The 25379-nt window shown below is 67.5% G+C and carries 22 protein-coding genes; 3 read left to right on the forward strand and 19 right to left on the reverse strand.

What is annotated here, in order from left to right; translation table 11 throughout:
- Positions 1 to 3: 3 nt before the first annotated feature.
- From ACFFN1_RS10290 to aspS, 8 genes are all read right to left on the reverse strand, one after another.
- Complete coding sequence (locus ACFFN1_RS10290; RefSeq protein WP_376840640.1) at positions 4 to 774, reverse strand: A24 family peptidase; 771 nt, start codon at positions 772 to 774, stop codon at positions 4 to 6.
- The gene (locus ACFFN1_RS10295) at positions 771 to 1736 is read right to left on the reverse strand and encodes a shikimate dehydrogenase family protein (RefSeq protein ID WP_376840641.1); all 966 of its coding nucleotides are present in this window, start codon (positions 1734 to 1736) and stop codon (positions 771 to 773) included. The genes ACFFN1_RS10290 and ACFFN1_RS10295 overlap by 4 nt, the downstream gene beginning before the upstream one ends.
- Positions 1737 to 1811: 75 nt before the next feature.
- Complete coding sequence (mltG, locus tag ACFFN1_RS10300; protein WP_376840642.1) at positions 1812 to 2960, reverse strand: endolytic transglycosylase MltG; 1149 nt, start codon at positions 2958 to 2960, stop codon at positions 1812 to 1814.
- Between the two features lies 1 nt (position 2961).
- On the reverse strand, positions 2962 to 3438 hold the full coding sequence (gene ruvX, locus ACFFN1_RS10305; RefSeq protein ID WP_376840643.1) for a Holliday junction resolvase RuvX: 477 nt from the start codon (positions 3436 to 3438) through the stop codon (positions 2962 to 2964).
- On the reverse strand, positions 3435 to 6095 hold the full coding sequence (gene alaS / locus ACFFN1_RS10310; RefSeq protein WP_376840644.1) for an alanine--tRNA ligase: 2661 nt from the start codon (positions 6093 to 6095) through the stop codon (positions 3435 to 3437). The genes ruvX and alaS overlap by 4 nt, the downstream gene beginning before the upstream one ends.
- Before the next feature lie 167 nt (positions 6096 to 6262).
- Positions 6263 to 6889, reverse strand: coding sequence for a 30S ribosomal protein S4 (gene rpsD / locus ACFFN1_RS10315; protein ID WP_376840645.1), 627 nt, complete (start codon positions 6887 to 6889; stop codon positions 6263 to 6265).
- 228 nt (positions 6890 to 7117) lie between these two features.
- Complete coding sequence (locus ACFFN1_RS10320; RefSeq protein ID WP_376840646.1) at positions 7118 to 8548, reverse strand: replication-associated recombination protein A; 1431 nt, start codon at positions 8546 to 8548, stop codon at positions 7118 to 7120.
- The gene (gene aspS / locus ACFFN1_RS10325; RefSeq protein ID WP_376840647.1) at positions 8545 to 10323 is read right to left on the reverse strand and encodes an aspartate--tRNA ligase; all 1779 of its coding nucleotides are present in this window, start codon (positions 10321 to 10323) and stop codon (positions 8545 to 8547) included. The genes ACFFN1_RS10320 and aspS overlap by 4 nt, the downstream gene beginning before the upstream one ends.
- A 129-nt stretch (positions 10324 to 10452) precedes the next feature.
- Here aspS and ACFFN1_RS10330 point away from each other — a divergent pair, with 129 nt between their 5' ends.
- A complete protein-coding gene (locus ACFFN1_RS10330; protein ID WP_376840648.1) occupies positions 10453 to 10842 on the forward strand; it encodes an ArsR/SmtB family transcription factor in 390 nt (129 codons plus the stop codon).
- A 7-nt stretch (positions 10843 to 10849) separates the two neighbouring features.
- Here the strand turns inward: ACFFN1_RS10330 and hisS are convergent, their stop codons facing one another.
- Together hisS and ACFFN1_RS10340 are read right to left on the reverse strand one after the other, a co-directional pair.
- Positions 10850 to 12205: a histidine--tRNA ligase gene (hisS, locus tag ACFFN1_RS10335; protein WP_376840650.1), complete on the reverse strand. Its 1356-nt coding sequence runs from the start codon at positions 12203 to 12205 to the stop codon at positions 10850 to 10852.
- Positions 12206 to 12285: 80 nt separating this feature from the next.
- A complete protein-coding gene (locus ACFFN1_RS10340) occupies positions 12286 to 12969 on the reverse strand; it encodes an MBL fold metallo-hydrolase (protein WP_376840651.1) in 684 nt (227 codons plus the stop codon).
- Positions 12970 to 13095: 126 nt separating this feature from the next.
- On the opposite strand from ACFFN1_RS10340, the gene ACFFN1_RS10345 reads away from it, so the two are divergent.
- Entirely contained in the window at positions 13096 to 14556 is a 1461-nt protein-coding gene (locus ACFFN1_RS10345) for a DUF349 domain-containing protein (RefSeq protein WP_376840652.1), read from the forward strand.
- Between the two features lie 207 nt (positions 14557 to 14763).
- Positions 14764 to 15342, forward strand: a complete 579-nt coding sequence (locus tag ACFFN1_RS10350) for a hypothetical protein (protein ID WP_376840653.1) — start codon at positions 14764 to 14766, stop codon at positions 15340 to 15342.
- A 2-nt stretch (positions 15343 to 15344) separates the two neighbouring features.
- Here ACFFN1_RS10350 and ACFFN1_RS10355 read toward each other — a convergent pair whose 3' ends face one another.
- The 9 genes from ACFFN1_RS10355 to ACFFN1_RS10395 all read right to left on the reverse strand — a co-directional run bounded on the left by ACFFN1_RS10355 (position 15345) and on the right by ACFFN1_RS10395 (position 25350).
- Positions 15345 to 17666, reverse strand: coding sequence for a RelA/SpoT family protein (locus tag ACFFN1_RS10355; RefSeq protein WP_376840654.1), 2322 nt, complete (start codon positions 17664 to 17666; stop codon positions 15345 to 15347).
- Positions 17667 to 17778: 112 nt separating this feature from the next.
- Positions 17779 to 18804, reverse strand: coding sequence for a protein translocase subunit SecF (gene secF / locus ACFFN1_RS10360; protein WP_376840707.1), 1026 nt, complete (start codon positions 18802 to 18804; stop codon positions 17779 to 17781).
- Positions 18804 to 20927, reverse strand: coding sequence for a protein translocase subunit SecD (secD, locus tag ACFFN1_RS10365; protein ID WP_376840655.1), 2124 nt, complete (start codon positions 20925 to 20927; stop codon positions 18804 to 18806). Before secD ends, secF begins: the two co-directional genes overlap by 1 nt.
- A 24-nt stretch (positions 20928 to 20951) precedes the next feature.
- The gene (gene yajC / locus ACFFN1_RS10370; protein ID WP_376840656.1) at positions 20952 to 21434 is read right to left on the reverse strand and encodes a preprotein translocase subunit YajC; all 483 of its coding nucleotides are present in this window, start codon (positions 21432 to 21434) and stop codon (positions 20952 to 20954) included.
- Between the two features lie 74 nt (positions 21435 to 21508).
- Positions 21509 to 22597 (reverse strand): Holliday junction branch migration DNA helicase RuvB, encoded by a 1089-nt coding sequence (ruvB, locus tag ACFFN1_RS10375; protein ID WP_376840657.1) that lies wholly within the window; start codon positions 22595 to 22597, stop codon positions 21509 to 21511.
- Entirely contained in the window at positions 22594 to 23205 is a 612-nt protein-coding gene (gene ruvA / locus ACFFN1_RS10380) for a Holliday junction branch migration protein RuvA (RefSeq protein WP_376840658.1), read from the reverse strand. Before ruvA ends, ruvB begins: the two co-directional genes overlap by 4 nt.
- A 187-nt stretch (positions 23206 to 23392) precedes the next feature.
- Complete coding sequence (gene ruvC / locus ACFFN1_RS10385) at positions 23393 to 24004, reverse strand: crossover junction endodeoxyribonuclease RuvC (RefSeq protein WP_376840659.1); 612 nt, start codon at positions 24002 to 24004, stop codon at positions 23393 to 23395.
- A gap of 4 nt (positions 24005 to 24008) precedes the next feature.
- Positions 24009 to 24764 carry a YebC/PmpR family DNA-binding transcriptional regulator gene (locus tag ACFFN1_RS10390; protein WP_376840660.1) on the reverse strand — a complete coding sequence of 252 codons (756 nt, stop codon included), beginning with the start codon at positions 24762 to 24764 and terminating at the stop codon, positions 24009 to 24011.
- 106 nt (positions 24765 to 24870) lie between these two features.
- Entirely contained in the window at positions 24871 to 25350 is a 480-nt protein-coding gene (locus ACFFN1_RS10395) for an NUDIX hydrolase (RefSeq protein ID WP_376840661.1), read from the reverse strand.
- Positions 25351 to 25379 lie beyond the last annotated feature (29 nt).

The raw sequence follows: 25379 nt of genomic DNA on the forward strand, positions 1-25379 counted from the left end.
ATCTTACAAAAAGGCGGTGCCGACCAGGACCGTCGTCCATGTGCCGATCAGCATATAGGGACCGAAGGCGATCTTGGAGGTCCACTGGCGACGGCGGGCGGCGAGCAGCAGGAGGACGTGGACGACGGCGATGCCGTTGATGAGCACAATGGCCAGCAGCGGGCCGTAGGGGCTGACCGCAGCAGTGAGCAGGCCGACGCTGATGGAGAGCTTGACGTCTCCCAGGCCCATCGTCGACCGGCGCATGAGAGTGCCGGCGACGTTGAGGATGACGAACAGCAGCAGCATGCCGAGCGCGCCGAGCAGCCCGTTGAGCGCGCCGGTGCCGGCGCCGGCCCACAGATGCTCATCGCTATGATCGGGCTGGCCGACGCCCATGACGAGTGAGATGAGGAACAGCAGCAGCGACAGCCCGGTGATCGGCATGACGATCCGGTTGGGCAACCGGTGGATCGAGATGTCGACCCAGTACAGCCAGCCGGTCGCACCGGCGAGCATCGCAACAGCGATCATAATCGGGATGTCGGCTGCGGTGCGCGACAGCGCCCCGGGGACGATGAATGCGGCCAGCCAGGAGAGCACGAGGCCGACGCTCGTGAGCACGAAGGTCACGAGTCCCCCGGGCCGGTTGATGCTGTTGACGCCGCGCAGCAGCCGGATGCCGGCCTCATCGTCGATGATCCACGGGAAGCGCAGCCAGATGATGAGGCTGGTGAGCAGCGCAACGCCGACGGTGAGGGTGAGACTGGCGACGAGGGAGAGCTGCTCGATCATCGAGGACCTCCGGACGTGTCTGCGCTTGCAGCGTCCGGGCTGAGCGCAGCGCTCATGGCAGCGGCCAAACGCGGACGCCAGAGAGCAGCCGGTGCTTCGATGCCGGCGGCGGCCGCGAAGAGCAGCTGCTGTTCGACTGCCTGGTGGATGAGCATCCGCTGCCCGCTGATCGCCTGCCCGCCGTGGGCGGCGAAATCGGCGCCGAGGCTGTAGCCGGCATCCGCATAGGCGACGTCGAGGAGGACTGCCGGGGCGCCGACGGTCTCCGACCAGGAGAAGGAGTCCGGGCGCAGCGCTCCCCCGGGCAGGGTGGAGACGGTCAGGGGCTGAGCGCCGGGAATGAACTCCGCCAGCGGATGGACCGCGGACTCCATGCCGAGGCGGCCGGCGAGCTCGGCTGCCGCTGCGGCGCGTTCGGGCCGGCGGGCGAAGATCTCCAGCTGCGCAACTCCCAGCCGGTGCAGGGCGACCACAGCCGAGGCGGCGGTCGCCCCGCTGCCGAGCAGCGCCGCACGTCCCGGGCCGGGCTGGCCTGCCGGGTGCTCCCGCGCAGGGTTCTCCCCCGCCGGGTGCTCGCCAACCGGGCGCTCCCCTGACACTTCGGACAGCCGTTCGCTCACCGCTTCGACGATGCCGATGACATCGGTGTTGGCGATCCGCTGACCGGCAGGGTGCCGGATGAGGGTGTTGGCTGCGCCGGTCTGCACGGCGGTGTCGTCTGCCGGCCAGCCGGCCTCGGCAGCCATGCGCACGAGTTCGGTCTTGAGCGGCATCGTCAGTGAGAACCCGGTGTGCTCCGGGTGCGCGGTGAGGAAGTCGGAGAGCTCCTCCTCGGTCACCTCGCAGCGGCTGTAGCTGCTGGTTGCCGCGATGCCGAGGCAGTGATACCCGGCGGTGTGCAGAACCGGTGAGAGGCTGTGTGCGATCGGCGAGCCGAGCACAGCGGCGGTGATCCCGTTCATCGGGGCTCCTCTCTGCGGCAGTCGATGCGGCTCAATGCCTCGCCGGCGCAGGTCTGCCGGCGCCTGTGCTGCGGCTCAGCCGTCGCCGCCCTCTTCTTCGCTGGGGTTGTTCTTGCGGTGCTCGCGCAGCCAGGCCCGGTACTCCTCGACGTTCTTCTGGTGCTCGTCGTAGGTCTCGGCGTACTTCGTCTCACCGGTGTCCGGATTCACGGCGACGAAGAACAGCCACTTGCCGTCAGCGGGGTTCTGTGCGGCATCGACCGCTTCTGCGCTCGGCGAGTTGATCGGTCCCGGCGGCAGCCCGGTGTGCTTGTAGGTGTTGTAGGGGTTGTCGGATTGACGCTCTTCCTCCGTCGTCGTGAGATCGGAGCGCGCACCGTGGATGTAGCTGACGGTCGCATCGGACTGCAGGGCCTGGTCCTTCTCGATGCGATTGAGGAACACGCGTGCGACCTTCGCCCGGTCCTCCTCATTGCCGGGGGCCTCGACCTGCACGATGCTCGCCAGGGTGAAGACCTCGTTGACCTTGTCGGCTGGGATGCCGAGCTCGTCGATCTCCGCCTTGGTCTTGTCGACCATCTCCTGGACCATCTGCTCTGCCGTCATCTTCGGCTTGATCTCATAGGTCGCCGGGTACAGATAGCCTTCGAGGTTCGGTGCGTCGATGTCGAGACCGTAGTCGCTGGGCTTTTTGTCGTCGATCGCCTCGTTGATCGCGCTCTCGTCCATGCCGGAGTCGATCATCCGGCCCTTGATCTGCTTGATGCTGAAGCCCTCGGGGATCGTCAGGCGCTGATTCTCCAGCGGGTTGACGAGCGCTTCGACGGCTGCGGCCGAGCTCATCTGCTTGCGCATCGTGAAGTCACCGGCCTGGATGACGGCATCGCGCTTCTCGATCTCATCGAGGAAGGGTCTGGAGGACATGATGACGTCCTCCTTCACGAGGTTGTTCGCGACCTCCCGGGCGGAGCTGCCGGGTGAGACGGTGATGACGATCTCGTCTTTGCCCTCGCCTTCATAGTCGCCCTTCTCCGCGAAAATCTCGGAGAAGACACCGGTGACGGTTGTGAAGGCCACGGTGCCGACGACACCGAGCACGAGCACGGCTGCCAGGAGGATCGTGACGGTGCGGCGCCGGCGCAGCATCTGGCGGCGACGTTTGGCCCGCAGCTCCTGACGGGAGAGGCCTTCATCGGTTGCGTCGAACTCCTCGGACAGGTTCACCTCAGGGCTCCTCGGTTCTGGCGATGGGGCTACCGGCCGGCTCACCGGTGCGCTTCTCCTGATCGATCGCCGCCTGCAGGATCATGACCGCCGCAACAGAATCGACGATTTCGCGTCGCTGACGCGAACTTCTGCCTGCCGACTGTAACACGCCATGGGCCTGCGCAGTGGTGAATCGCTCATCGACCTCCCGCACAGGGATGTCGATCTGGGCGGCCAGGGCCTGCGCGAACTCGCGGGCTGCCGCCGCCGAGGCGCGCTGCTGACCATCGAGTGAGGTCGGCAGTCCGGTGATGATCTCAATCGGCTCATGCTCGGCGATGAGTGAGCGCAGCTGCTGCAGCGCCTGCTCATCGCCGTCGCGGCGGTACACCGTCGTCAGCGGCGTGGCGAGGATCCCGTCAGGATCGCATTGGGCCATGCCGATGCGCACGGAGCCGATGTCGAGGCTGAGCCGCCGGCCGCGCCGGAAGGTCACGCGGCGGCTCCGAGTTCACGACGCAGGGCCGCGAGGGCTTCCGGCGCCTGTGCGATATCGCTGCCGCCGCCCTGTGCGAGGTCGGGGCGGCCGCCGCCACCGCCGCCGAGGACCCGGCAGGCGATCTTGACGAGGTCGCCGGCCTTGTATCCGGCCAGCAGTGCACCGTCGTTGAGCCCGACGACGACGCTGGGCTTGCCGCCGGCATCGCCGATCGCGGCGACGACGGCCGGTTCGGAGCCGAGCCGATTGCGCACGTCTTGGACGAAGGAGCGCACGTCATCGGCCGAGGAGACGGGTCCGAGCTCGGTGCCGCTGAAGACCAGATCGCCGATCCGCTCGGCAGACTGCACCGCCGAGCCGGCTGCTGCGAGCACCTGCTGCTGGTTGAGCTTGGCGATCGTGCGCTCGGCTTCCTTGAGCTTCTCGAGCAGTCCGGAGACGCGTTCGATGACGCCCGGGCCGGGCACCTTGAGCATGTCCGACAGGGACTGCACGATGGTGCGCTCCTTGGCCAGCTCACGGAATGCGCTCAGACCGACGGTCGCCTCGATCCGGCGGGTGCCGGAGCCGACGGAGGCTTCGGAGACGACGGAGATCGGACCGATCTCCGTTGTGCGCAGCACATGGGTGCCGCCGCACAGCTCGCGAGAGAACGGACCGCCGATGTCGACGACGCGCACGATCTCCGGGTACTTCTCACCGAACAGCGCCAGCGCACCGGAGCGCTTGGCCTCTTCGAAGGGCATGTACTCATAGGCGACATCGAGGTTGTCGCGCACGGCGACATTGGCGGCGTCTTCGATCTCCGCCCGCGCCGCAGCCGAGGGCGCCTCAGGGAAGGAGTAGTCGAAGCGCATATAGCCGGGCTGGTTGAGCGAACCGGCCTGCACGGCGTTCGAGCCGAGCACTTCGCGCAGCGCAGCATGGATGAGGTGGGTGGCCGAATGTGCCTGGGCCGACTGGAAGCGATGGCCGGCATCCACCTCGGCGTGGGCGTCGGAGCCCGCATGCAGGGCGCCTTCGATGATGCGCACGCGGTGGGCTGGCAGCCCCTTGAGGGCGTTCTGCACATCGAGGACTTCGGCGACGAAGCCGTCACCGCGGATGATGCCGACATCGGCCTTCTGGCCGCCGGACTCAGCATAGAAGGGGGTGACGTCGAGGACGAGGTCGACTTCGTCACCGACAGCGGCGGTCTCCACGTTCTGACCTGCTGCGACGATGCCGCGGACGCGGGAGTCGGCGCTCAGGGTGTCATAGCCGACGAACTCGCTGGATCCCTCGTCGAGCAGTGCCGAGTATGCCGACAGGTCTGTGTGCAGGCCGCCCTTGCGCGCCTTCGCATCGGCTTTGGCGCGCTCGCGCTGTTCGGCCATGAGCGCGGCGAAGCCCTCCTCATCGACGGACACCCCGTGTTCGGCGGCCATCTCCAGAGTCATGTCGATGGGGAAGCCGTGGGTGTCGTGCAGGGCGAAGGCGACGTCACCGCTGATGGTGCCGCCGGCACCGACTGCCTCCACCGAGCGGCCGAGCAGCTGGGTGCCGGATTCGAGGGTCCGCAGGAAGGCGGTCTCCTCGGCGTAGGCGATCCGAGAGATGCGGTCGAAGTCGGTCTCCAGCTCCGGATAGGACGCCTTCATCGCATCCTTCGACACCGGCAGCAGGGTCGGCAGCACCGGTTCGGTCACGCCGAGCAGACGCATCGCCCGCACGGCGCGGCGCAGCAGGCGGCGCAGGATGTAGCCGCGGCCTTCGTTCGACGGGCGCACACCGTCACCGATGATGATGAGGGCTGAGCGGACGTGGTCGGCGACGACGCGCATGCGCACATCGTCCTCCTCATTCGCGCCGTACGTCCGGCCGGAGAGCTCCGAGGCTGCGGCGATGACGGGATAGACCTCGTCGATCTCGTACATGTTCTCGACGCCCTGCTTGAGGAAGGCGACGCGTTCGAGGCCCATGCCGGTGTCGATGTTCTTGGCCGGCAGCTCCTTCTCGATCGTGAAGTCGACCTTGGAGCGGACCTCGGAGAGCGCGAACTCCATGAACACGAGGTTCCAGATCTCGATGTAGCGGTCCTCATCGGCCACCGGCCCGCCTTCGGCGCCGTAGGCCGGTCCGCGGTCGTAGTAGATCTCCGAGCAGTAGCCGCCGGGTCCCGGCTGGCCGGTGTGCCAGAAGTTGTCCTCATTGCCGCGGGTCTGGATGCGTTCGGCCGGGATCGAGGTGTTCTGCAGCCACAGGTCGATGGTCTCGGCGTCATCGGCGTGGACGGTCGCCCACAGCCGGTCGGGGTCGAAGCCGAGTCCGCCGTCCTCCTCCGCGGTCGTCAGCAGCTCCCAGGCGAAGCGGATCGCCTCGTCCTTGAAGTAGTCACCGAAGGAGAAGTTGCCGTTCATCTGGAAGAACGTGCCGTGGCGGGTGGTCTTGCCGACCTCTTCGATGTCCTGGGTGCGCACGCACTTCTGCACGCTCGTGGCGCGCGGGTAGGGGGCGGGTTCGCGGCCGGAGAGGTACGGGATGAACTGCACCATGCCGGCGATGTTGAACAGGATCGTCGGGTCGCTGCTGATGACCGACGCTGACGGCACGACGGTGTGGCCGTTGGCGGCGAAGTACTCGAGCCAGCGCCGTTTGATCTCTGCAGTCTTCATGCGAACCTTTCGAAACTGTTGCGGGGTCAGGCGGCGACGATCACGGCTGGTGACCGGCGCCTCGGGAGCGGTGCACTCCCCTGCGCCATCATACAAACCTGCACGGGCGTTCGCAGGGGCGAAGACCCGGGCAGGAGGTGCTGCGCAGGGACTGCGCAGGTGCTCGATCAGCGGGAGTAGTACTCGACGACGAGCTGGACGTCGCAGGTGACCGGAATCTCTTCGCGCTTCGGGCGGCGCAGCAGCGTCGCCTGCAGAGCTTCGAGGTCGACCTTGAGGTAGCCCGGGACGGTCGGCAGGACATCGCGGTGTCCGCCGCCGGCTGCGATCTGGAAGGGCTCCATCTCAGCGGACTTCTGGTGCACGTGGATCATCTGGCCCTCCTTGACGCGGAAGGACGGACGGTCAACGCGCTGGCCGTCGACCAGGATGTGGCGGTGCACCACGAACTGGCGGGCCTGCTGGATGGTGCGGGCGAAGCCGGCGCGCAGGACGAGGGCGTCGAGACGCATCTCCAGGAGCTCGACAAGGTTCTCACCGGTCAGACCCTGCTCGCGGCGGGCCTCCTTGTAGACCTTGAGCATCTGGGCTTCGCGGATGTTGTACTGGGCGCGCAGACGCTGCTTCTCCTTCAGACGCACCGAGTAGTCGCTGTCGTTGCGGCGACGGGCGCGGCCGTGCTCACCGGGCGGGTACGGGCGGCGCTCGAAGTACTTCTCGGCCTTGGGAGTCAGCGGCAGACCCAGGGACCGCGAGAGGCGGACCTGGCGGCGCGAACGTGCGGGTGCAGGCATGGATGCCAACCTTTCATGCTTCATCTGCCTCGGCCGGTTCCACCTGTGTGGATGTCTCGTCCAGCGTGAGGCTGCTGTTTCCGCGTGTGGAAAGAGGATCGGCTCCGCGAGACCGGAACCCATCGACCGCCCTGCAGCCGGTTTCGGCCAGGCACAGCAACACACAATTATAGCCGCTGTCAGGCCGACAGAGCAAATGATGCGCTGGTCTCCCGTGCGGCGCGGCTCTCACTTCCCGGCGCGCAGCCGGGCGATCGCTGCCAGACGCTCGGCCATGCCCTTCTCTGCACCATTGGCCGTGGGCGTGTAGTAGGAGGCCTCGGCAAGGGATTCGGGCAGGTAGTCCTGGGCGGCCACAGAGTGCGGAAAGCTGTGGGCGTACTTGTATCCGGCACCGTGCCCGAGGGCTTTCGCACCTGGGTAGTGGGCGTCGCGCAGGTGCATGGGCACCTCCCCCGCCCTGCCAGCGCGGACATCGGCGATGGCGGCGTCGATGGCGGTGTAGGAGGCGTTCGACTTCGGCGCGCAGGCAAGGTAGACGACCGCCTCGGCAAGCGGGATGCGGCCTTCGGGCATGCCGATGCGCTCGACGGCGGTCTGTGCGGCCACCGCCAACGGCAGTGCCTGCGGATCGGCCATGCCGATGTCCTCCGCGGCGGAGATGACGATGCGACGGGCAATGAATCGCGGGTCCTCACCGGCGACGATCATCCGGGCCAGATAGTGCAGGGCAGCATCTGGGTCGGAGCCGCGGATCGACTTGATGAACGCGGAGACGACGTCGTAGTGCTGGTCGCCGGCCCGGTCGTAGCGCACAACTGCCTGGTTGGCCGACTCCGCTGCCTGCTCGCGGGTGATCGCGGTGACCTCGTCTGTGCCGGCTGTCGCCCGCGCGCTGGCGGCTGCGGCTTCGAGCACGGTGAGCGCGCGGCGGCCGTCTCCGGAGGCGACCTGGACGATGTAGTCGCGGGCGTCCTCATTGAGGGTGAAGGTGCCGGCCAGACCGCGCGGGGATTCCAGCGCCCGGTCGATGAGCGTGCCGACGCCTGCATCGGTGAGCGGTTTGAGGGTGAGCACGAGGGAGCGGGAGACGAGCGGGGCGATGACGGAGAAGGAGGGATTCTCCGTGGTCGCGGCGATGAGCACGACGAGGCGGTTCTCCACCGCCGGCAGCAGGGCGTCCTGCTGGGCTTTGGAGAAGCGGTGGATCTCGTCGAGGAACAGCACCGTGGTGCGCTGGTAGAGCTCGCGGTCATTGCGGGCGTTCTCGATGACCTGGCGGACGTCCTTGACGCCGGCGGTGATGGCCGAGAGCTCGACGAACTTGCGGTTGGGGCTGTGCGAGATGACGTGGGCGATCGTCGTCTTGCCCACACCGGGCGGACCCCACAGGATCACCGAGGTGGCCCCGGCGCGAGCGCCGGTGCGGGCTTCGGCGAGCTGGTGCAGCGGTGAGCCGGGAGCGGTCAGATGCTCCTGGCCGACGATCTCGTCGATGCTGCGCGGGCGCATCCGCACGGCCAGCGGATCGAGTGCGCTGACGCCGGAGAGGTCCGCATCGGCAGGCCGGCTGTCGGCGGGGTCTGCGCCAGAGGCGGCTGCCGGTGCCTCGTCGGCCCTGGCAGCCGCCTCATTGGCTGATGAGAACAGGTCGCTCATTCGTCCTCGGCGTCGGGATCGTAGTCGACCCCGGCTTCGGCACGCTGTTCGGCGGTGATCGGTGCCGGGGCGTCGGTGAGCGGGTCGTAGCCGCCGCCGGTCTTGGGGAAGGCGATGACTTCGCGGATCGAGTCGGTGCCGGCCAGCAGCGCGACGATCCGGTCCCAACCGAAGGCGATACCGCCGTGCGGAGGCGCACCGAAGCTCAGCGCCTCGAGCAGGAAGCCGAACTTCTCCTGAGCTTCGGCTGCCGAGATGCCCATGACGTCGAACACCCGCTGCTGCACCTCGGGACGGTGGATGCGCAGCGAACCGCCGCCGATCTCGTTGCCGTTGCACACGATGTCGTAGGCGCTGGCCAGTGCGGCACCCGGATCGGTGTCGAAGGTGTCGAGGAACTCCGGCTTCGGAGCGGTGAAGGCGTGGTGGACGGCGGTCCACTTGCCTTCGCCGACGGCGACGTCACCCGCGGCGACGGCGTCCTCAGCCGGCTCGAAGACCGGTGCGTCGACGATCCACACGAAGGACCAGTCGCCGTCCTTGATGAGGCCGGTGCGCTCGGCGATCTCATTGCGTGCAGCACCGAGCAGCGCGCGGGCGGCTGCCGGCTTGTCAGCGGCGAAGAAGATCGCATCGCCGGGCTTTGCGCCGACCTTCTCCGCCAGGCCGGCCTTCTCCTCATCGGAGATGTTCTTGGCGACCGGGCCGACGAGGGCGCCGTCTTCGCCGATGAGCACATAGGCCAGACCCTTGGCGCCGCGCTGGCGAGCCCAGTCCTGCCAGCCGTCGAGCTGACGGCGGGGCAGCGAGCCGCCGCCGGGATAGACGACAGCGCCGACATAGGGAGCCTGGAACACGCGGAACGGGGTGTTCGCGAAGTACTCGGTCAGGTCGGTCAGCTCGATGTCGAAGCGCAGATCGGGCTTGTCGGTGCCGTAGCGCTCCATCGCCTCCCAGTAGGGCATGCGCGGGATCGGGGTGTCGATGGTGTGGCCGATGAGCGCCCACAGGGCCTTGAGGATGTCCTCGGCCAGGGCGATGACATCATCCTGTTCGACGAAGGAGGCTTCGATGTCGAGCTGGGTGAACTCCGGCTGGCGGTCGGCGCGGAAGTCCTCATCGCGGTAGCAGCGGGCCAGCTGGTAGTAGCGTTCGATGCCGCCGACCTGCAGCAGCTGCTTGAACAGCTGCGGCGACTGCGGCAGCGCGTACCAGGAGCCGGGGCGCAGACGGGCGGGGATGACGAAGTCGCGTGCGCCTTCCGGAGTGGAGCGGGTCATCGTCGGGGTCTCGACCTCGATGAAGCGGTGTTCGTCGAGCACCCGGCGGGCGGCCTTGTTGGCCTCCGAGCGCAGCCGGATGATGCGGGCCGGTTCACTGCGGCGCAGATCGAGGTAGCGGTGCTTGAGGCGGACCTCCTCGCCGACGGTGCCGGAGTCCTCGGCGTGGTCGGAGACCTGGAAGGGCAGCGGTGCCGCCTGCGAGAGCACGGTCACCTCGGTGTCGATGACCTCGATCTCGCCGGTGGCCAGCTGGTCGTTGGTGTTGCCCTCCGGGCGGGCGGCGACGGTGCCGGTGACCTGGATGACGGTCTCATTGCGCAGCTTGTCGGCGACGTCCTCACGCACGACGACCTGCACGATGCCCGAGGAGTCGCGCAGATCGATGAAGGCCACTCCCCCGTGGTCGCGGCGCCGGTCGACCCATCCGGTGAGGGTGACGGTGCTATCGATGTCGGGCGTGCCGAGTGTGGCCGCCTCGCGGGTGCGTAGCATAGGGTGGGACTCCTTCATGGTGTGAGGACTGTGGTGCTGGCCTGCAGACACGGACCATGCGCAGACCCTGCGCTTGCACCATGATAGTCACATCGTGCGTGGTACGGATTGAAAGGCTGGATGCTGTCGATGAGTCATGAGGCGAACGTCGAGATCGCTGTTCCCGAGGTGCCGACGCAGGCCCAGGTCGACGTCGCCGCTGAGACGTTCAGGATGCTGTCGTCGTCGACCCGGCTGTTCATCGTCTGGCATCTGCTGCACGGGGAGCGCGATGTCAGCAGCCTCGCCGAAGAGTGCGGGGTGAGCGTGCAGGTCGTCTCCCAGCATCTGGCGAAGATGCGGCTGGCCGGACTCGTCTCCTCCCGCCGCGACGGCAAGCACATCTTCTACGTCGTCGATGACCCGCACGTTGTCACGATGGTGGCCGAGATCTTCGACCACATCGCCCCGGACGGTTCGCTGGCGCCAGACCCGGGGCCGCGCACGGCAGCGCCGCTCCGGGTGCAGGCCGACGGCTGAGCCTACCTCAGTCTGCTGCGCCAGCGTCGACGCGTTCGACCCGCGGCCACACGTCCTCTGCCGGCGGCGCCCACAGCTCAGGGTCGGCCGAGACCTGCTCACCGGAGCGGATGTCCTTGACCTCGTGGCCGGTCTCACCGTCGATGAACCAGACGTATGGGATGCCGCGGCGGTCAGCGAAGCGGATCTGCTTGCCGAACTTGCTCGCAGCCGGGGCGACATCGACGGGGATGCCGCGGCGACGCAGCTGCATGGCGGTGGCATCCGCCTCGGCGCGGGCGCTCTCATCGGTGACGGCGACGAGCACAGCGGTCGGCACGGAGCGGGTCGCTGCCAGCATCCGGTTCTTACCCACCAGCCGCGACATCAGGCGGGAGACGCCGAGCGAGATGCCAACACCGGGATAGGTCTTCCTGCCGTTCGTCGCGAGCGAATCGTAGCGGCCGCCGGAGCACACCGAGCCGAGCGATTCGTGGCCGCGCAGCTGCGTTTCGTACACCGAGCCGGTGTAGTAGTCGAGTCCGCGGGCGATCTTGAGCTGGGCGACAACGACGCCGGGCTGCACCTGGCGGGCGGCGTCGACGAGCCGGACGAGGGATTCGAGCCCCTCATCGAGGAGGTCGTTGCTGACGCCGAGGGCGAGCACCTGTTCGGCGAAGGCCGAGGTGTCCGCTTCGATCCCGGCCAGGGCCAGCAGCGCCTTCTGCTGGGCGGCACTGGCACCGGCATCGGCGGCGAGCAGCTCGCCGACCTTCTCCGGGCCGATCTTGTCGTACTTGTCGAGGCTGCGCAGCACAGCCGGGATGTTCTCCAGGTCGAGTCCGCGGGCGAAGCCTTCGAGCAGCTTGCGGTTGTTCGCCAGGATCCGCACCGGCGGCACCCCCAGCTCGCTCAGCGCCTCGAAGGCCTGCGCCATGACGAGCGGGACTTCGACTTCGAAGTGATCGGCCAGAGTGTCTTCGGCGACAACGTCGATATCGGCCTGGATGAACTCGCGGAACCGGCCGTCCTGGGGACGCTCCCCGCGCCACACCGGCTGGATCTGGTAGCGCTTGAACGGGAACGACAGGTGCCCGGCGTTCTCGACGACATAGCGGGCAAACGGCACCGTCAGGTCGAAGTGCAGACCCATAGGATTGCGCGCCTCCGCCGGATCACCATGCAGGCGGGAGACGGCGAAGATCTCCTTGTCGATCTCCCCGTCCTTGGCCAGGGCGCTCAGCGGTTCAACGGCACGCGTGTGCAGAGCGGCATAGCCGTTGAGCTCGAAGGTGTGCTTGAGCAGGTCGATGACGCGCTCTTCGACGATGCGGTCACCGGGCAGCCATTCGGGGAAGCCGGATAGGCGTGCGGCTTGTGCCATGGGTCGTTCTCCTTGCCAGGTGGGTGCCGGCCGGCGGTGGTGCGCCGGCCGCATCCATCATAGGTCGCGCAGTGCGGTGGTCAGAGGAAGGGGTTGGTGCGCATTTCGTGCGCAATGGTGCTGCCGGGGCCGTGGCCGGGCAGCACCGGAGTGTCGGGCATCACGGCGAACATCTGCAGTGAGGAGCGCATCGCCGCGTCGTCACCGCCGGGCAGATCGGTGCGGCCGATCGACCCGGCGAAGAGCACATCTCCGGTGAACAGCACCTCGGGCACCTCGAGCTCCCCGGCCGGTCCCGATGTGTCGCGCACCCGCCACAGCATCGAACCTTCCGTGTGCCCGGGCGCCAGGGTCGCCTCGATCTGCAGCCCGGCCGCCTCCCAGGCGGCACCGTCAGCGGTCTCGGTCACCTCGGGAGCGGTCCAATCGCCGAGCATGCCCGCCAGCATCTGTCCGAGCTGCGGGGAGATGGTGCCGGCCGGGTCGGCGAGACGGTAGACGTCGGGGCTGGCCAGATGCGCCTGCAGCTGCGGGAACACTTCGCGCAGACGCGGGAGTCCGAGCACGTGGTCGGCATGGCCGTGGGTCAGCAGCACCGCCACCGGCGTCCAGCCGAGCTCGTCGAGCAGCTCCTTCATCTGCGGGGCGCAGTCGAATCCGGCGTCGACGAGCAGGCATTCGCGTGCAGCGCCGTCGGGATGCTCAGCTGCCACGGCGTAGCAGTTGACATCGAGGAACTCAGCGCGGACTCCAGCAATCTCCATGTCCCCAGTGTATCGAGCAGGATGGACACCGGTTCAGCAGGCAGATTTGTCGTTATGCTGGGAACGTACATTCCAGCGTTGAGTGATCCCTCACAGGATTCGACCGACGAGACGACAAGGTGCCACATGACCGACGAGACGCAGCAGTCCACCTCCGCGCCGCAGCCCGGCGACGCAGCCCAGCCCGCCGCAGCGCAGCAGCCGACTCCCACCCCGAAGCCCACTCCCGCCCCGGCTCCTAAGCCCTCGGCGATTCCCTCGCCGGCGGCCCTGCGTCCGCGTCCGGGCCCGGCAGCCGCCGCTGCGCCGGCACCGGTGCAGGACCGCACAGCAGAGCTGGCCGAGGCGACGGCGTTCGGCCGGGTCGCTGAGGATTCCACGGTCTATGTCCGCACTGCTGAGGGCGAGCGAGAGGTCGGCCAGTACCCGGATGCCGATGATGCGCAGGCGCTGGAGTACTTCGCCCGCAAATACCTTGATCTCGCCGATGCGGTGACGCTGCTGGAGCAGCGCCTGGCAGCCGGTGCTGCCGGGGCGACCGTCGCCGAGGCGGCGAGCACCCAGCGAGAGGCGCTGGCCGAAGCGCAGGTGGTCGGCGATATCGACGCCTTGCGCCGCCGCCTCGACGCCGTCTCCGAGGCTGCTGCCCAGGCGACCGCCCGACAGGCTGAGGAGCATGCGCAGGCGAAGGAAGCCGGTGTGCAGAAGCGCATCGCAGTTGTCGAGGAGGCCGAGGCGATCGCCGCTGCCGATCCGGCGCGCGTGCAGTGGAAGCAGTCAAGCGCCCGGATGAAGGAGCTGTTCGCTGAGTGGAAGCAGGTGCAGGCGACGACTCCGCGGCTGCCCCGGTCGAAGGACCAGGAGCTGTGGGGCCGCTTCTCGAAGGCCCGCAACCGCTTCGACAAGGCCCGCCGCGAGTTCTTCTCCGCACTCGATGAGCGCAATGCCGAGGGCAAGCGCGTCAAGGAGAAGCTCGTGACCGAGGCTGAAGCGCTGTCGGATTCCACCGACTGGCGGGAGACCGCCCAGCAGTACCGCCGGCTCATGGACCGGTGGAAGGCCGCTCCGCGCGCCGGCCGGAAGGACGATGACGCGCTGTGGGCGAAGTTCCGTGCTGCCCAGGATCGCTTCTTCGCCGCCCGCAACCGGGCCAATGAGGAGGTTGAGGCAGAGTACGTCGGCAACCTCAAGGTCAAGGAGGCGCTGCTGGCTGAGGCCGAGGCGCTGCTGCCGATCACCGATCCGGCCGTGGCAAAGGAGAAGCTGCGCGTCATCCAGGACCAGTGGGAGGACGCCGGCAAGGTTCCCCGGGCGGACATCTCGCGCATGGAGGGCGGACTGCGTGCTGTCGAGCGGGCCCTCGCCGAGGCGGAGGACGCCGAATGGCGTCGGACGAACCCGGAGCACCAGGCCCGCACCTCGGGCATGCTCGCCCAGCTCGACGCCTCGATTGCCGGTCTCGAAGCCGATCTCGCGAAGGCCGAAGCAGCCGGCGAGGAGAGGGCGATCGCCCAGGCACGGGAGGCGCTCGACACCCGCCGCGCCTGGCGCGATCAGGTGGCGCGCACCGCAGAAGAGCTGCAGTGACACAGCCGCGGTGATACGGCCGCAGCGGCAGCGCAGTGCTGAGGAGTGAGCGCACTGCTGAGGCGTGAGCGCAGCTGCAGGCTTCGGCCCCACCACAGTTGAGCGATTCGGCTCCGGCCCGTCTGGTCTCCAGGCGGGCCGGAACTGGTTATCCACAGATTCGGCCGGCCTCTGGCCGCGACGCTTCGAGTGGGCGAGAGTGGAGGCATGGACGATCTGCTGCGCCTGGGTGAGCCGCTGAGCTATGCCGAGCTCATGGGGCTGACATTCGACGGTCTGGCGTTCCGGCTGTCAGCCACCTGCTGGGCGCCGGTCGGCATGCCGGTCGATGCGCAGCTGCGGGCCAGCAGCATCGGGCCTGCTCCCCTGTCGAATCTGGTGCTCAGCCATCATTCGGCGCATTGGGTGTGGTGGGGTTCCGGGCTCGCACCGGTCGTCGCGGAGTACACGACCCGCACGCGCCGCCGGATCCGCTCGACTCGGCTGCCGGCGATCGTCCATGAGCGGAATGTGTGTCCCAGTGAGGAGACGCAGCTGGCCGGCCTCGCCCTCACCTCACCGGAGCGCACGCTGTACGACCTGCTCTATGCGCTGCTCGACGCCGAGCCCGATGATGCACAGGCGCAGGAAGGCGCCCGCAGAGTGCTGGGACCGGTCGGGGTCGATGAGCAGATCGCCTTCGCCCGGTTCGTCGTCGAGCAGTATCGGCGGCCCCATGTTGTGCGCATGCGCCGGCTGCTGGCTGCGCTCGTGCCGCACGCGCGTGCACTGCTGCCGGTGCGCTGAGCTCAGCCGCCGGTGATCCGGTAGACGTCGAAGACGCCTTCGACCTGTTTGACGGCAGAGAGCACAGTCTCCAGATGGGTGGAGTCGCCGATCTCGAAGACGAACCGCGACTGCGCCACCCGGGCCCGAGAGGTCGCGACCGAGGCCGAGAGGATATTCACGTGGTTGTCGGTGAGCACCTTCGTGATGTCCGACAGCAGGCCGGCGCGGTCGAGGGCTTCGACCTGGATCTGCACAAGGTAGATGCCCTGGGAGTTGTGGGACCACTCGACGTCGACGATGCGCTCGGGTTCGCGTTTGAGGCTCGCGACGTTCTTGCAGTCCTTCCGATGCACCGAGACTCCGGCGCCGCGGGTGACGAAGCCGATGATTTCGTCTCCGGGCACCGGGGTGCAGCAGCGTGCGAGCTTGACGAGGATGTCGTCGGAGCCCTTGACGCGCACGCCGTCGGTCGAGGAGTGATGGCCGCGGGATTTGCCGCGGCGATTGGACGGCCGCAGGATCTCGGTGGTCGGCTGGTTGTCGTCATCGGGCTCATCGGCGGCGACTTCCTTGGCGAGCAGGTCGACGACGTGGGCGGCGGACATCGTGCCGTTGCCGATCGCGGCATACAGCGCGGTGACATCGGGCAGCCGCTGCTCGCTCGCGACGACGAGCAGCGCTTCCTGGCTCATGAGCGCATCGGCTGAGAGATGATGGCGGCGCATCGCACGGGCGAGCTGGTCGCGGCCGGTCTCGATCGCCTCTTCGCGGCGTTCCTTGGAGAACCACTGGCGGATCTTGTTGCGCGCCCGCGGGCTCGTGACGAAGGCCAGCCAGTCGCGGGAGGGCCCGGCATTCTCATCCTTGGAGGTGAACACTTCGACGACATCGCCGTTGTGCAGCGTCGAGTCGAGAGACACCAGACGGCCGTTGACGCGCGCGCCCATCGTCTTGTGCCCGACTTCGGTGTGCACCGCATAGGCGAAGTCGACCGGGGTGGCATCTGCGGGCAGGGAGATGATGTCGCCCTTGGGCGTGAAGATGTAGACCTCTTTGGAGTTGACCTCGAAGCGCAGATTGTCGAGGAACTCATCCGGATCCGAGGTCTCGCGCTGCCAGTCGAGCAGCTGCCGCAGCCAGGCGACCTGGTCGACCTCGCCGGAGTCGCCGACTTTGGCCATCCTGCCGCCCGCAGCATTGATCGCCTGCGGGTTGACCTTGCGACGGTCCTTGTACTTCCAGTGGGCGGCGATGCCGAACTCGGCCCGCCGGTGCATCTCATGGGTGCGGATCTGGATCTCGACGGGTTTGCCGTAGGGCCCGATGACGGTGGTGTGCAGACTCTGGTACATGTTGTACTTCGGCATCGCGATGTAGTCCTTGAAGCGGCCGGCGATCGGCGACCACTTCGCATGGACGAGACCGAGCACGGCATAGCATTCGCGCACGGTCTCCACCAGCACCCGGACTCCGACGAGATCGTAGATATCGGCGAACTCGTGACCGCGGACGACCATCTTCTGGTAGATCGAGTAGTAGTGCTTCGGCCGTCCGGAGATCTCCGCGGCGATATTGGCCTCTGCGGCCTCCTCTTTGAGCTCCTTCGACACGATCGCCAGGTACTTCTCCCGCTCCGGGGCGCGTTCGGCTACGAGCCGGATGATCTCGCTGTAGACCTTGGGGTAGAGCACCTGGAAGGACAGGTCCTCGAGCTCCCATTTGATCGTGTTCATGCCCAGCCGGTGTGCCAGCGGGGCGAAGATCTCGAGTGTCTCCTTGGCCTTCCTCTGGCTCGAGGCGGCCGGGACGTACTTCCACGTGCGGGCGTTGTGCAGCCGGTCGGCGAGCTTGATGACGAGCACCCGGATGTCCTTGGACATCGCCAGGATCATCTTGCGCACGGTCTCCGACTGGGTGGCAGCACCGTATTCGATCTTGTCGAGCTTCGTCACCCCGTCGACCATGAGGGCGATCTCATCGCCGAAGTCCTCGCGCAGCTGTTCGAGGCTGAAGTCGGTGTCCTCGACGGTGTCGTGCAGCAGCGCGGCGGCCAGGGTCGGCGGGTTCATGCCGATCTCTGCGAGGATCGTCGCGACGGCGACCGGATGGGTGATGTAGGGGTCGCCGCTCTTGCGCATCTGCCCGCGATGCCACTTCTCCGCCACCCGGTAGGCACGGACGATGACCTCGATATCGGCCTTGGGGTGGTTGTGGGCAACAGCCTGCAGCAGCGGCGCCAGCGCCTTGGGGTGCTGCGGGGTCTGCTGCGAGCGGGCAGTCCAGAACGCCAGACGCGAGATGCCGCGCGGCCTGCGCGTGGACTCACCGGTGGTGTCGGCCATCTGACGCTCCTTCCCTCACATAATCAACAGACCATGACAGGGGAGCATTCCCTGTCATGGTCTGTCCATTTTACGCGGTCGCGGCCGCCTGGCTGTGCAACTGCGCCGGTGCTCAGGCGCCGACGTCTTCGAAGAGCACCGGCGGCCGGTCGGGCAGCCCGCGCTTGCGGCGGTACTCGTCGACGATCTCCTCCTGCTCCTTAACCGCCGGTTCGTTCTTCCGCAGCAGGTTGTACAGCGGCGAGGCGACGAACAGCGTCGAGGCGGCGGCGACGATGGTGCCGATGAACAGCGAGAGCGCGATATCGGTCAGGGTGCCGGCACCGAGCAGGAACACACCGATGAAGAGGATCGCTGCGATCGGCAGCACCGAGATCATCGAGGTGTTGATCGAACGCACCGTCGTCTGGTTGACGCCGAGGTTGACGAGTTCGGAGAACTTCATCCGGTGGTTGTCCTTGAAGTCCTCGGTGTTCTCGCGGATCTTGTCGAAGACCACCACGGTGTCGTACAGCGAGAAGCTGAGGACGGTGAGGAAGCCGATGATGGCCTCCGGGGTGACTTCGAAGCCGAGTGCCGAGTAGATGCCCATCGTCACGACCATGACGAAGACGAGCCCGAGGATCGCTGCCAGCGACATCTTCCACGTGCGGAAGTAGATCGCCATCACGAGCATCGCGATCGCCACGAAGATGATGAGCGCCCGCGTCATCTTCTCGGTGACGTCCTGCCCCCATTTGGGTCCGACGAAGTTCGAGGTGACATCGGCGTTGTCGACCTGGTACGACTCGACGAGCGCGTCTCGGACCTGCTGCATCTGCTCATCGGTGAGCTGATCGGTGTCGATCTTGATCGAGGTGTCCGAGGTCGGCACCACCGAGGTCGTCACCTCAGAGCCGACGACGCCGGTGATGGCATCGTGCGCGTGCTGTTCGGAGGTGTCCGAGGTGTTGGCGATCTGGAACTGCGAGCCGCCCTTGAACGCGATGCCGAGGTTGAACCCGCCGACGAGCGGCACGATGAGCGAGGCGACCATGAGCGCGGCCGCGATGCCGAGCCACAGCTTCGAGCGCTTGATGAACGGGATCGAGGTGCGCCCCGAGTGCAGGTCATTGCCCCAGGAGAAGAAGCGGCGCATCATCGGGCATCACCGTCCTTTCCGGTTCCGGTCTCAGCCTTCTCTGTGGTGCTGCCCTCTTCCTTCTCCTGCGCTTCCTTCGCGCGCAGCGCCTTGCGCTCGGCGATCGAGAGCTCGGAGCGGTCAGCGGTGAGCGTGCTGGTGCCCTTGCGGCGGCCGCCCCGCGCCGAGGCGGCAGACCGCTTCTCGATGCTGGCCTGCCGGCGCTTGGCCTCCTTGTAGGAGCCGCGCTTCTTCGACTTCTCCTTCGCCTTCTCCAGGTCAAGGCCCATCGCACCGCGGTAGGCGGCCATCTTGACGCCGAGCTGACGCGGATCCATGCCCGACCACGGGTGTCCGTGGCCGAAGAAGTGGGTGCGGGCGAGCACCTGGAGCATCGGATGCGTGAACAGGACGACGAGGATGACGTCGACGATGACGGTGAGGCCGAGCGTGAACGCGAAGCCGCGCACGCTGCCGACGGCCAGGATGTAGAGGATGACGGCGGCAAGCATGTTGACGGCCTTCGAGGCGAAGATCGTGCGCTTGGCGCGATCCCAGCCGATCTCGACTGCGCTGGTGAGCTTGCGGCCTGACCGCAGCTCGTCTCGCACGCGTTCGAAGTAGACGATGAAGGAGTCCGCTGTCATGCCGATGCCGACGATGAGACCGGCGACGCCGGCCAGCGACAGCCGGTATCCGTAGCGCCATGTGACGAACAATAAGAGCAGATACGTCAGCACACCGGCGACCGCGAGGCTGGAGACGGTCACGAGGCCGAGCACGCGGTACTGGATGAGCGAGTAGATCACGACGAGCAGCAGGCCGATGCCGCCGGCGAGCAGGCCTTTGGCGAGGTAGTCGGCACCGAGGGTCGGCGAGATCTGCTGTTCGCTCTGCACCTGGAAGCTGATCGGCAGGGAGCCGTTCTTCAGCTGGCTGGCAAGCGTTTCGGCTTCTTCGATGGTGAAGGCGCCGGAGATCTGCATCCGCCCGTCAGTGATGTGCGCCTGCGAACGCGGTGCGGACAGCACGAGCCCATCGAGCACCATGGCGAACTGGTCGTAGGGCTCCTGCTGGCCGGTGAGCTCACCGGAGATCTGGCTGAACGCCTCGGAGCCGTACTTGTCGAGGGTCACGGAGACAGCCGGGCGGTTCGTCTGGGTGCCCTGTGCAGTGGTCTCGAACTCGAAGCTGGCGTCGGTGATGTGGGAGCCGTCGAATTCGACGGGGCCGAGCACGTACTTGGCCTGGCCGGACTGATCACAGGCGACGACCGGCTCATCAGCGGGGCCGGCCTCACCGCCGGTGCGGTTCTCCTCTAGGCTGCAGTCGAGCTCCTGGAACTCGGTGAGCACCTCCGGGGTCATCCAGCTCTGGTCGGTCTGCGGGTCGAAGCGCGGGAACTCGCCCTCTGCGACGGTCTCGGCTCCGGATTCTGCGTCTTCTGCGCTGCCGGGCTTGCCGGCAGGTCCTGGAATCGTGCCGGCATCGCTGGGCTCAGCGGCGGCATTGACGTCCGCGGCTGCATCAGCGGTGATCGATCCTGCGCCGCCCTGTGCCGGGTCTTCATCAGCCGGGGCTTCGGGGTCGGCACCCTCCTCGGGCATCTCCCCTTCCGGAAGCTCACCTTCGGGCGCTTCGCCCTGGTCCTTGAGGAGCTCTTCGAGCTGCTTGCGCTCCTCATCGGTGATGTCGCTGCCCTGATCCTCGCCGTCCTCGGCCGGCTGCTCCTCACCGGTTTCGGCCTGCGGCGGTCCGACGACGGCGACCCGGCGGAACACCATCTGTGCAGAGGAGCGCACCAGCTCGCGCGTCTGCTCATCAGGATTGCCCGGCAGGTTCACGATGATGTTGCGGTCACCCTGGGTGGTGATCTCAGCTTCGGACACACCAGTGGAGTCGACGCGCTGGCGGATGATCGCCACCGCCTGTTCGAGCTGCTCCTGGGTGATGCGCTGATCCTCCAGCTGCGGCTCGAGGATGATCGATGTGCCGCCTTCGAGGTCGAGGGCGAGCTTGGGCGTCCAGGTGGCGGTCGACCAGATGGCTCCGCCGCCGATGAGGGCGACGAGGGCCAGCGTGAAGATCGTCAGCCATGCGAAGCGCAGGCCGGGACGCGGCTTGTCTGCGGAAGTTGACACAGGGGATCTTTCGTCGGGGTGTGATCAGGCCTTGAAGTCGTCGCCGCGGTCGTCGCGGCGCAGGTCGTCGACGTCGCTGTCGTAGCGATCGTCGGACGAGTAGTCGTCGTACCGGTCCTCAGACGAAGAGTCGGACGAGTAGTCGTCATAGCGATCGGCGGAGGAGCCATCGCCGTAGCGGTCGGACGCTGCCGCATCGTCGTCGGTGCTGCTGGCGTCATCGCTGGAGAGCCCGTCGGTGGCGACACCGCTGGCGGGTTCGATATGGCCGATAGCCTGCTGGTGGACGCGCAGCACCGTGCCGGGGCCGCTCTCGATGGTCACGATGTGGTCTTCAGGCGCGACCGTGAGCACGGTTCCGTACACACCGAAGGTCGTCATCACCTCGGCGCCAGGCACGAGGTCGTTCTTCAGGCTCTCCTGGCGGGCCTTCTGCTTCTTACGGCTGCTGAACATGAAGAAGAGCATGAGGGCGCCGAGCACGAGAAAAATGAGGGTGGAATTCACAAGCGTTCCGCCTTTCGATGATGACAATGGGCCGCAGCCAAAACGCCAGTCTAGTGGTCTGGCTGCGCCAAGCACTAATCGTCGTCTGTGAACTCGAAGAGAGCACGTTCGGCATCCCGCGGCGTGAGGCCGAGGTGGCGCCAGCCTGCAGTCGTGGCGACGCGACCGCGCGGGGTGCGGGACATGAGGCCTTCGCGCACGAGGAACGGCTCGGCGACCTCTTCGACGGTGTCCGGCTCCTCCCCCACTGACACGGCCAGTGTGCGCAGTCCGACCGGTCCGCCGTCGAAGCGTTCGCACAGGGCGCGCAGCACTGCCCGGTCGAGGCGGTCGAGTCCGCGTTCGTCGACTTCGTAGACCTCCAGCGCAGCCCGTGCCGCGGCGTAGTCGACAACGCCCTTTCCGCGCACCTGCGCCCAGTCGCGGACGCGGCGCAGCAGCCGGTTGGCGATTCTGGGGGTGCCGCGGGAGCGGGTGGCGATCTCCGTGAGGCCGGCGGCATCTGCTTCGATGTCGAGCATCGTCGCTGAGCGCCGCAGCACGGTGTGCAGATCCTCCTCGGAGTAGAAGTCGAGGTGGCCGGTGAACCCGAAGCGGTCGCGCAGCGGTGCCGGCAGCAGACCGGAGCGGGTCGTCGCGCCGACGAGGGTGAAGAGCGGCAGGTCGAGCGGAATGGCGGTCGCTCCCGGGCCCTTGCCGACGATGACGTCGACGCGGAAGTCCTCCATCGCGACGTAGAGCATCTCCTCGGCTGCCCGGGCCACACGGTGGATCTCGTCGATGAAGAGGACTTCGCCCTCCTCCAGCGAAGACAGGATCGCTGCCAGATCGCCGGCGTGCTGCACGGCCGGGCCCGAGGTGACCCTGATCTGGGTGCCGAGTTCGTGGGCGATGATCATCGCCAGGGTAGTCTTGCCCAGCCCCGGCGGGCCGGAGAGCAGCACGTGGTCAGGTGCCCGGTTGCGGGCGGCAGCGGCGTCGAGGACGAGGGAGAGCTGTTCGCACACCTGCGGCTGGCCGGTGAAGTCCTTGAGCCCGCGGGGCCGGAGCGCGACCTCAGCGACCCGCTCAGCGTCATCGGCGCCCGCACGGGTCAGCCGTGCGCTCTCGGCTCCGGTGAGCTCATCGCCGGTGAATTCGACTTCGTAGCTCGGCTCGCTCATACGCGCCCGCCGATCGACTTGAGCGTGGCCTTGAGCAGCTCAGCGGTGCTCGGCTCGCCTTCGAGCTGCGCACGAGTCTCGGCGACGGCCTTTTCCGCGTGCGCCTGGCTCCAGCCGAGGTTGACGAGGCCTGCGACGACCTGGGCGCTCGTGGCATCGGCAGCAGCCGGTGCGGCCTGGGCTGCGGGCGCTCCGGCCGGGCGCGGGATGACGCTGAGCTTGCCGGCCAGTTCGAGCATGAGGCGCGCCGCGACCTTCTTGCCGACGCCGGGGACCTTCGTGAGGGCGGCCTGGTCCTCATCGGCGATCGCCTGGTGCAGCTCATCAGGGCTGAGCACGGAGAGCACGGCCAGTGCGAGCCGGGGCCCGATCCCGGAGATCGTCTGCAGCGTTTCGAACAGGTCCCGCTCCTCGGCATCGCCGAAGCCGTAGAGGGTCAGCGAGTCCTCGCGGACGACGAGCACGGTGTGCAGCTCGATGTCCTGGCCGCGGCGCACCTCGGCGGCCAGCGCTGGGGTGGCGAAGACCCGGCGGCCGATCCCGGCGGTGACGACGATGAGGCTGTCGGGGCGCACGCTGTGCACCGTGCCCGAAAGAAAGGTGATCACTCAATCTCCCAGTGAGAACGTGTGTACGAATACAACTCTAACTGCTCGCACGAACAGAACCCGGCACCTGTGTCCTCGGGGCGTGCCGCGCTCCGCGAGACCGTACCGTTCACCGGCTGCGCGCCGCGCTCCGCGAGACCTACCCGCTCTGCGGTCGAACACCCCGTTCAGCGGGCGGGCAGCGCGTTCAGCGACGGCGGTTGGCGCCGGCGCTCTTGAGCGCGGCTGCCCACTGCTGCTGCGCCGGTGTCAGCGAGCTGCCCTGCCGGCCGGCGCCCTGGCGGGTGTCGACGTCCTTCGTGAACCCCGGCGTCGAACCGGCCGCACCGGCGCCGCGCCACAGGTGGCAGATCGCCAGCGCGAGGGCGTCGGCGGCATCGGCGGGCTTGACGGGGGCGTCGAGGCGCAGGATCCGGGTGACCATGTTCGTCACCTGCGCCTTGCCGGCCCGGCCGCTGCCGGTGACGGCGGCCTTCACCTCGGAAGGGGTGTGCATCGCCACGGGGATGCCGCGCCGGGCGGCCAACCCCATCGTCAGCCCGGAGGCCTGGGCGGTGCCGATGATCGTCGAGACATTGTGGCGGGCGAAGACCCGCTCGATGCTCACAACATCGGGCCGGTGCTCATCGAGCCACCGGTCGAAGGCGTCGGCGAGGGCACCGAGGCGGGTGTCGACGGCGTCGACGGAGGGCGTTTCGACGACGTCGACGGCGACGAGAGCCGGCCTGTGGACGCGCTGGGCATCGATGACGCCGATGCCGCAGCGGGTCAGGCCCGGGTCGACTCCCATCACACGCATCGGTTCATGCGCCGTTCAGCTGTGCGAGAACCTCAGCGGAGACATCGGCGTTCGAGTAGACGTTCTGCACGTCATCGCAGTCTTCGAGCACGTCGATGAGGTTGAAGACCTTCTCTGCGGTGGCGACGTCGAGAGGCACTTCGATGTTCGGCACGAAGGAGGCGTCGGCGGAGTCGTAGTCGATGTCCGCTTCCTGCAGGGCGGTGCGCACCGCGACGAGGTCGGTGGCCTCGCAGATGATCTCGTAGATCTCGCCGTTGTCGTTGACCTCTTCGGCGCCGGCCTCCAGGGTCGCTTCCATGATCGCCTCGTCGTCGGTGTCCGCAGCGGGGACGACGATGACGCCCTTGCGGTTGAAGTTGTACGACACCGAACCCGGATCGGCCATCGAGCCGCCGTTGCGGGTCACCGCGACCCGCACCTCGGAGGCGGCGCGGTTGCGGTTGTCGGTCAGGCACTCGATGAGCATGGCGACGCCGCCGGGGCCGTAGCCTTCGTACATGATCGTCTCGTAGTCGACGCCGCCGCCGTCGAGACCGGCGCCGCGCTTGACGGCGCGTTCGATGTTGTCATTGGGAACCGAGGACTTCTTGGCCTTCTGGATGGCGTCGAAGAGGGTGGGGTTGCCGTCGACATCGGGGCCGCCGGCACGGGCTGCCACCTCGATGTTCTTGACCAGCTTGGCGAACAGCTTGCCGCGCTTGGCGTCGATCGCTGCCTTCTTGTGCTTGGTTGTCGCCCACTTGGAGTGGCCTGCCACAGATGTCTCCTCGTCTCGGTTGTGCGTGTGCGCCGCCGACGCTCGGCGCCTCTCAGCGCCCGAGCCTGCCGCGCGGCTGTCTGAAGTGTACCGCCGCGGCTGTCTGCTAATCGAGAACGAGCGGTTCGGCCGGCACGTCCCGGCGCTGCACCATCTCCACGAGCGTCGCCAGCTGCGGAGGATAGATGACGTCGGTCGTCGAGCGCAGCTCTTCGAGCGGCCACCAGCGGCCTTCGACGATCGAGGCCTTCTCGACATCGGTCCAGACGGCTTCGTCGAAGTCGAAGTCCTCCTCGCACTGCATGCCGTAGTAGGTCTCGTGCTGCAGCGTCGAATGGTGCTTGAACTCCATCACGAAGGAGCGGCTGGCGAGCGGGCCGAGGAGGTCGCCGGGGTCGCACTCGATGCCGGCCTCTTCGGACAGCTCACGAGCCGCGGTCTGCACGGAAGTCTCGCCCAGTTCTGAGCCGCCGCCGCAGGTGATCCACCAGTGGCGTGAATCGTCGTACATGTCCTTGACATGCAACAGCAGGACCTCTCCTGCAGCGTTGAGCAGCACGACACGTGCTGCGGTGCGGGCTTTCATTCTTCTTCCTCTCGGCTGAGCTGGTGCGC

This window comes from Brevibacterium otitidis, from assembly GCF_042429315.1.
Classification (GTDB): Bacteria; Actinomycetota; Actinomycetes; order Actinomycetales; family Brevibacteriaceae; genus Brevibacterium; species Brevibacterium otitidis.

Bases quoted from the DNA above. Each gene is read 5' to 3' on its own strand.
- ruvC (WP_376840659.1), bottom strand. From the start codon at position 24,004: ATGCGTGTGATGGGAGTCGACCCGGGCCTGACCCGCTGCGGCATCGGC.
- ACFFN1_RS10345 (WP_376840652.1), top strand. From the start codon at position 13,096: ATGACCGACGAGACGCAGCAGTCCACCTCCGCGCCGCAGCCCGGCGAC.
- aspS (WP_376840647.1), bottom strand. From the start codon at position 10,323: ATGCTACGCACCCGCGAGGCGGCCACACTCGGCACGCCCGACATCGAT.
- ACFFN1_RS10290 (WP_376840640.1), bottom strand. From the start codon at position 774: ATGATCGAGCAGCTCTCCCTCGTCGCCAGTCTCACCCTCACCGTCGGC.
- ACFFN1_RS10340 (WP_376840651.1), bottom strand. From the start codon at position 12,969: ATGGAGATTGCTGGAGTCCGCGCTGAGTTCCTCGATGTCAACTGCTAC.
- alaS (WP_376840644.1), bottom strand. From the start codon at position 6,095: ATGAAGACTGCAGAGATCAAACGGCGCTGGCTCGAGTACTTCGCCGCC.
- ACFFN1_RS10395 (WP_376840661.1), bottom strand. From the start codon at position 25,350: ATGAAAGCCCGCACCGCAGCACGTGTCGTGCTGCTCAACGCTGCAGGA.
- hisS (WP_376840650.1), bottom strand. From the start codon at position 12,205: ATGGCACAAGCCGCACGCCTATCCGGCTTCCCCGAATGGCTGCCCGGT.
- ACFFN1_RS10320 (WP_376840646.1), bottom strand. From the start codon at position 8,548: ATGAGCGACCTGTTCTCATCAGCCAATGAGGCGGCTGCCAGGGCCGAC.
- secF (WP_376840707.1), bottom strand. From the start codon at position 18,804: ATGCGCCGCTTCTTCTCCTGGGGCAATGACCTGCACTCGGGGCGCACC.
- ACFFN1_RS10350 (WP_376840653.1), top strand. From the start codon at position 14,764: ATGGACGATCTGCTGCGCCTGGGTGAGCCGCTGAGCTATGCCGAGCTC.
- ACFFN1_RS10355 (WP_376840654.1), bottom strand. From the start codon at position 17,666: ATGGCCGACACCACCGGTGAGTCCACGCGCAGGCCGCGCGGCATCTCG.
- rpsD (WP_376840645.1), bottom strand. From the start codon at position 6,889: ATGCCTGCACCCGCACGTTCGCGCCGCCAGGTCCGCCTCTCGCGGTCC.
- ACFFN1_RS10330 (WP_376840648.1), top strand. From the start codon at position 10,453: ATGAGTCATGAGGCGAACGTCGAGATCGCTGTTCCCGAGGTGCCGACG.
- ACFFN1_RS10295 (WP_376840641.1), bottom strand. From the start codon at position 1,736: ATGAACGGGATCACCGCCGCTGTGCTCGGCTCGCCGATCGCACACAGC.
- ruvB (WP_376840657.1), bottom strand. From the start codon at position 22,597: ATGAGCGAGCCGAGCTACGAAGTCGAATTCACCGGCGATGAGCTCACC.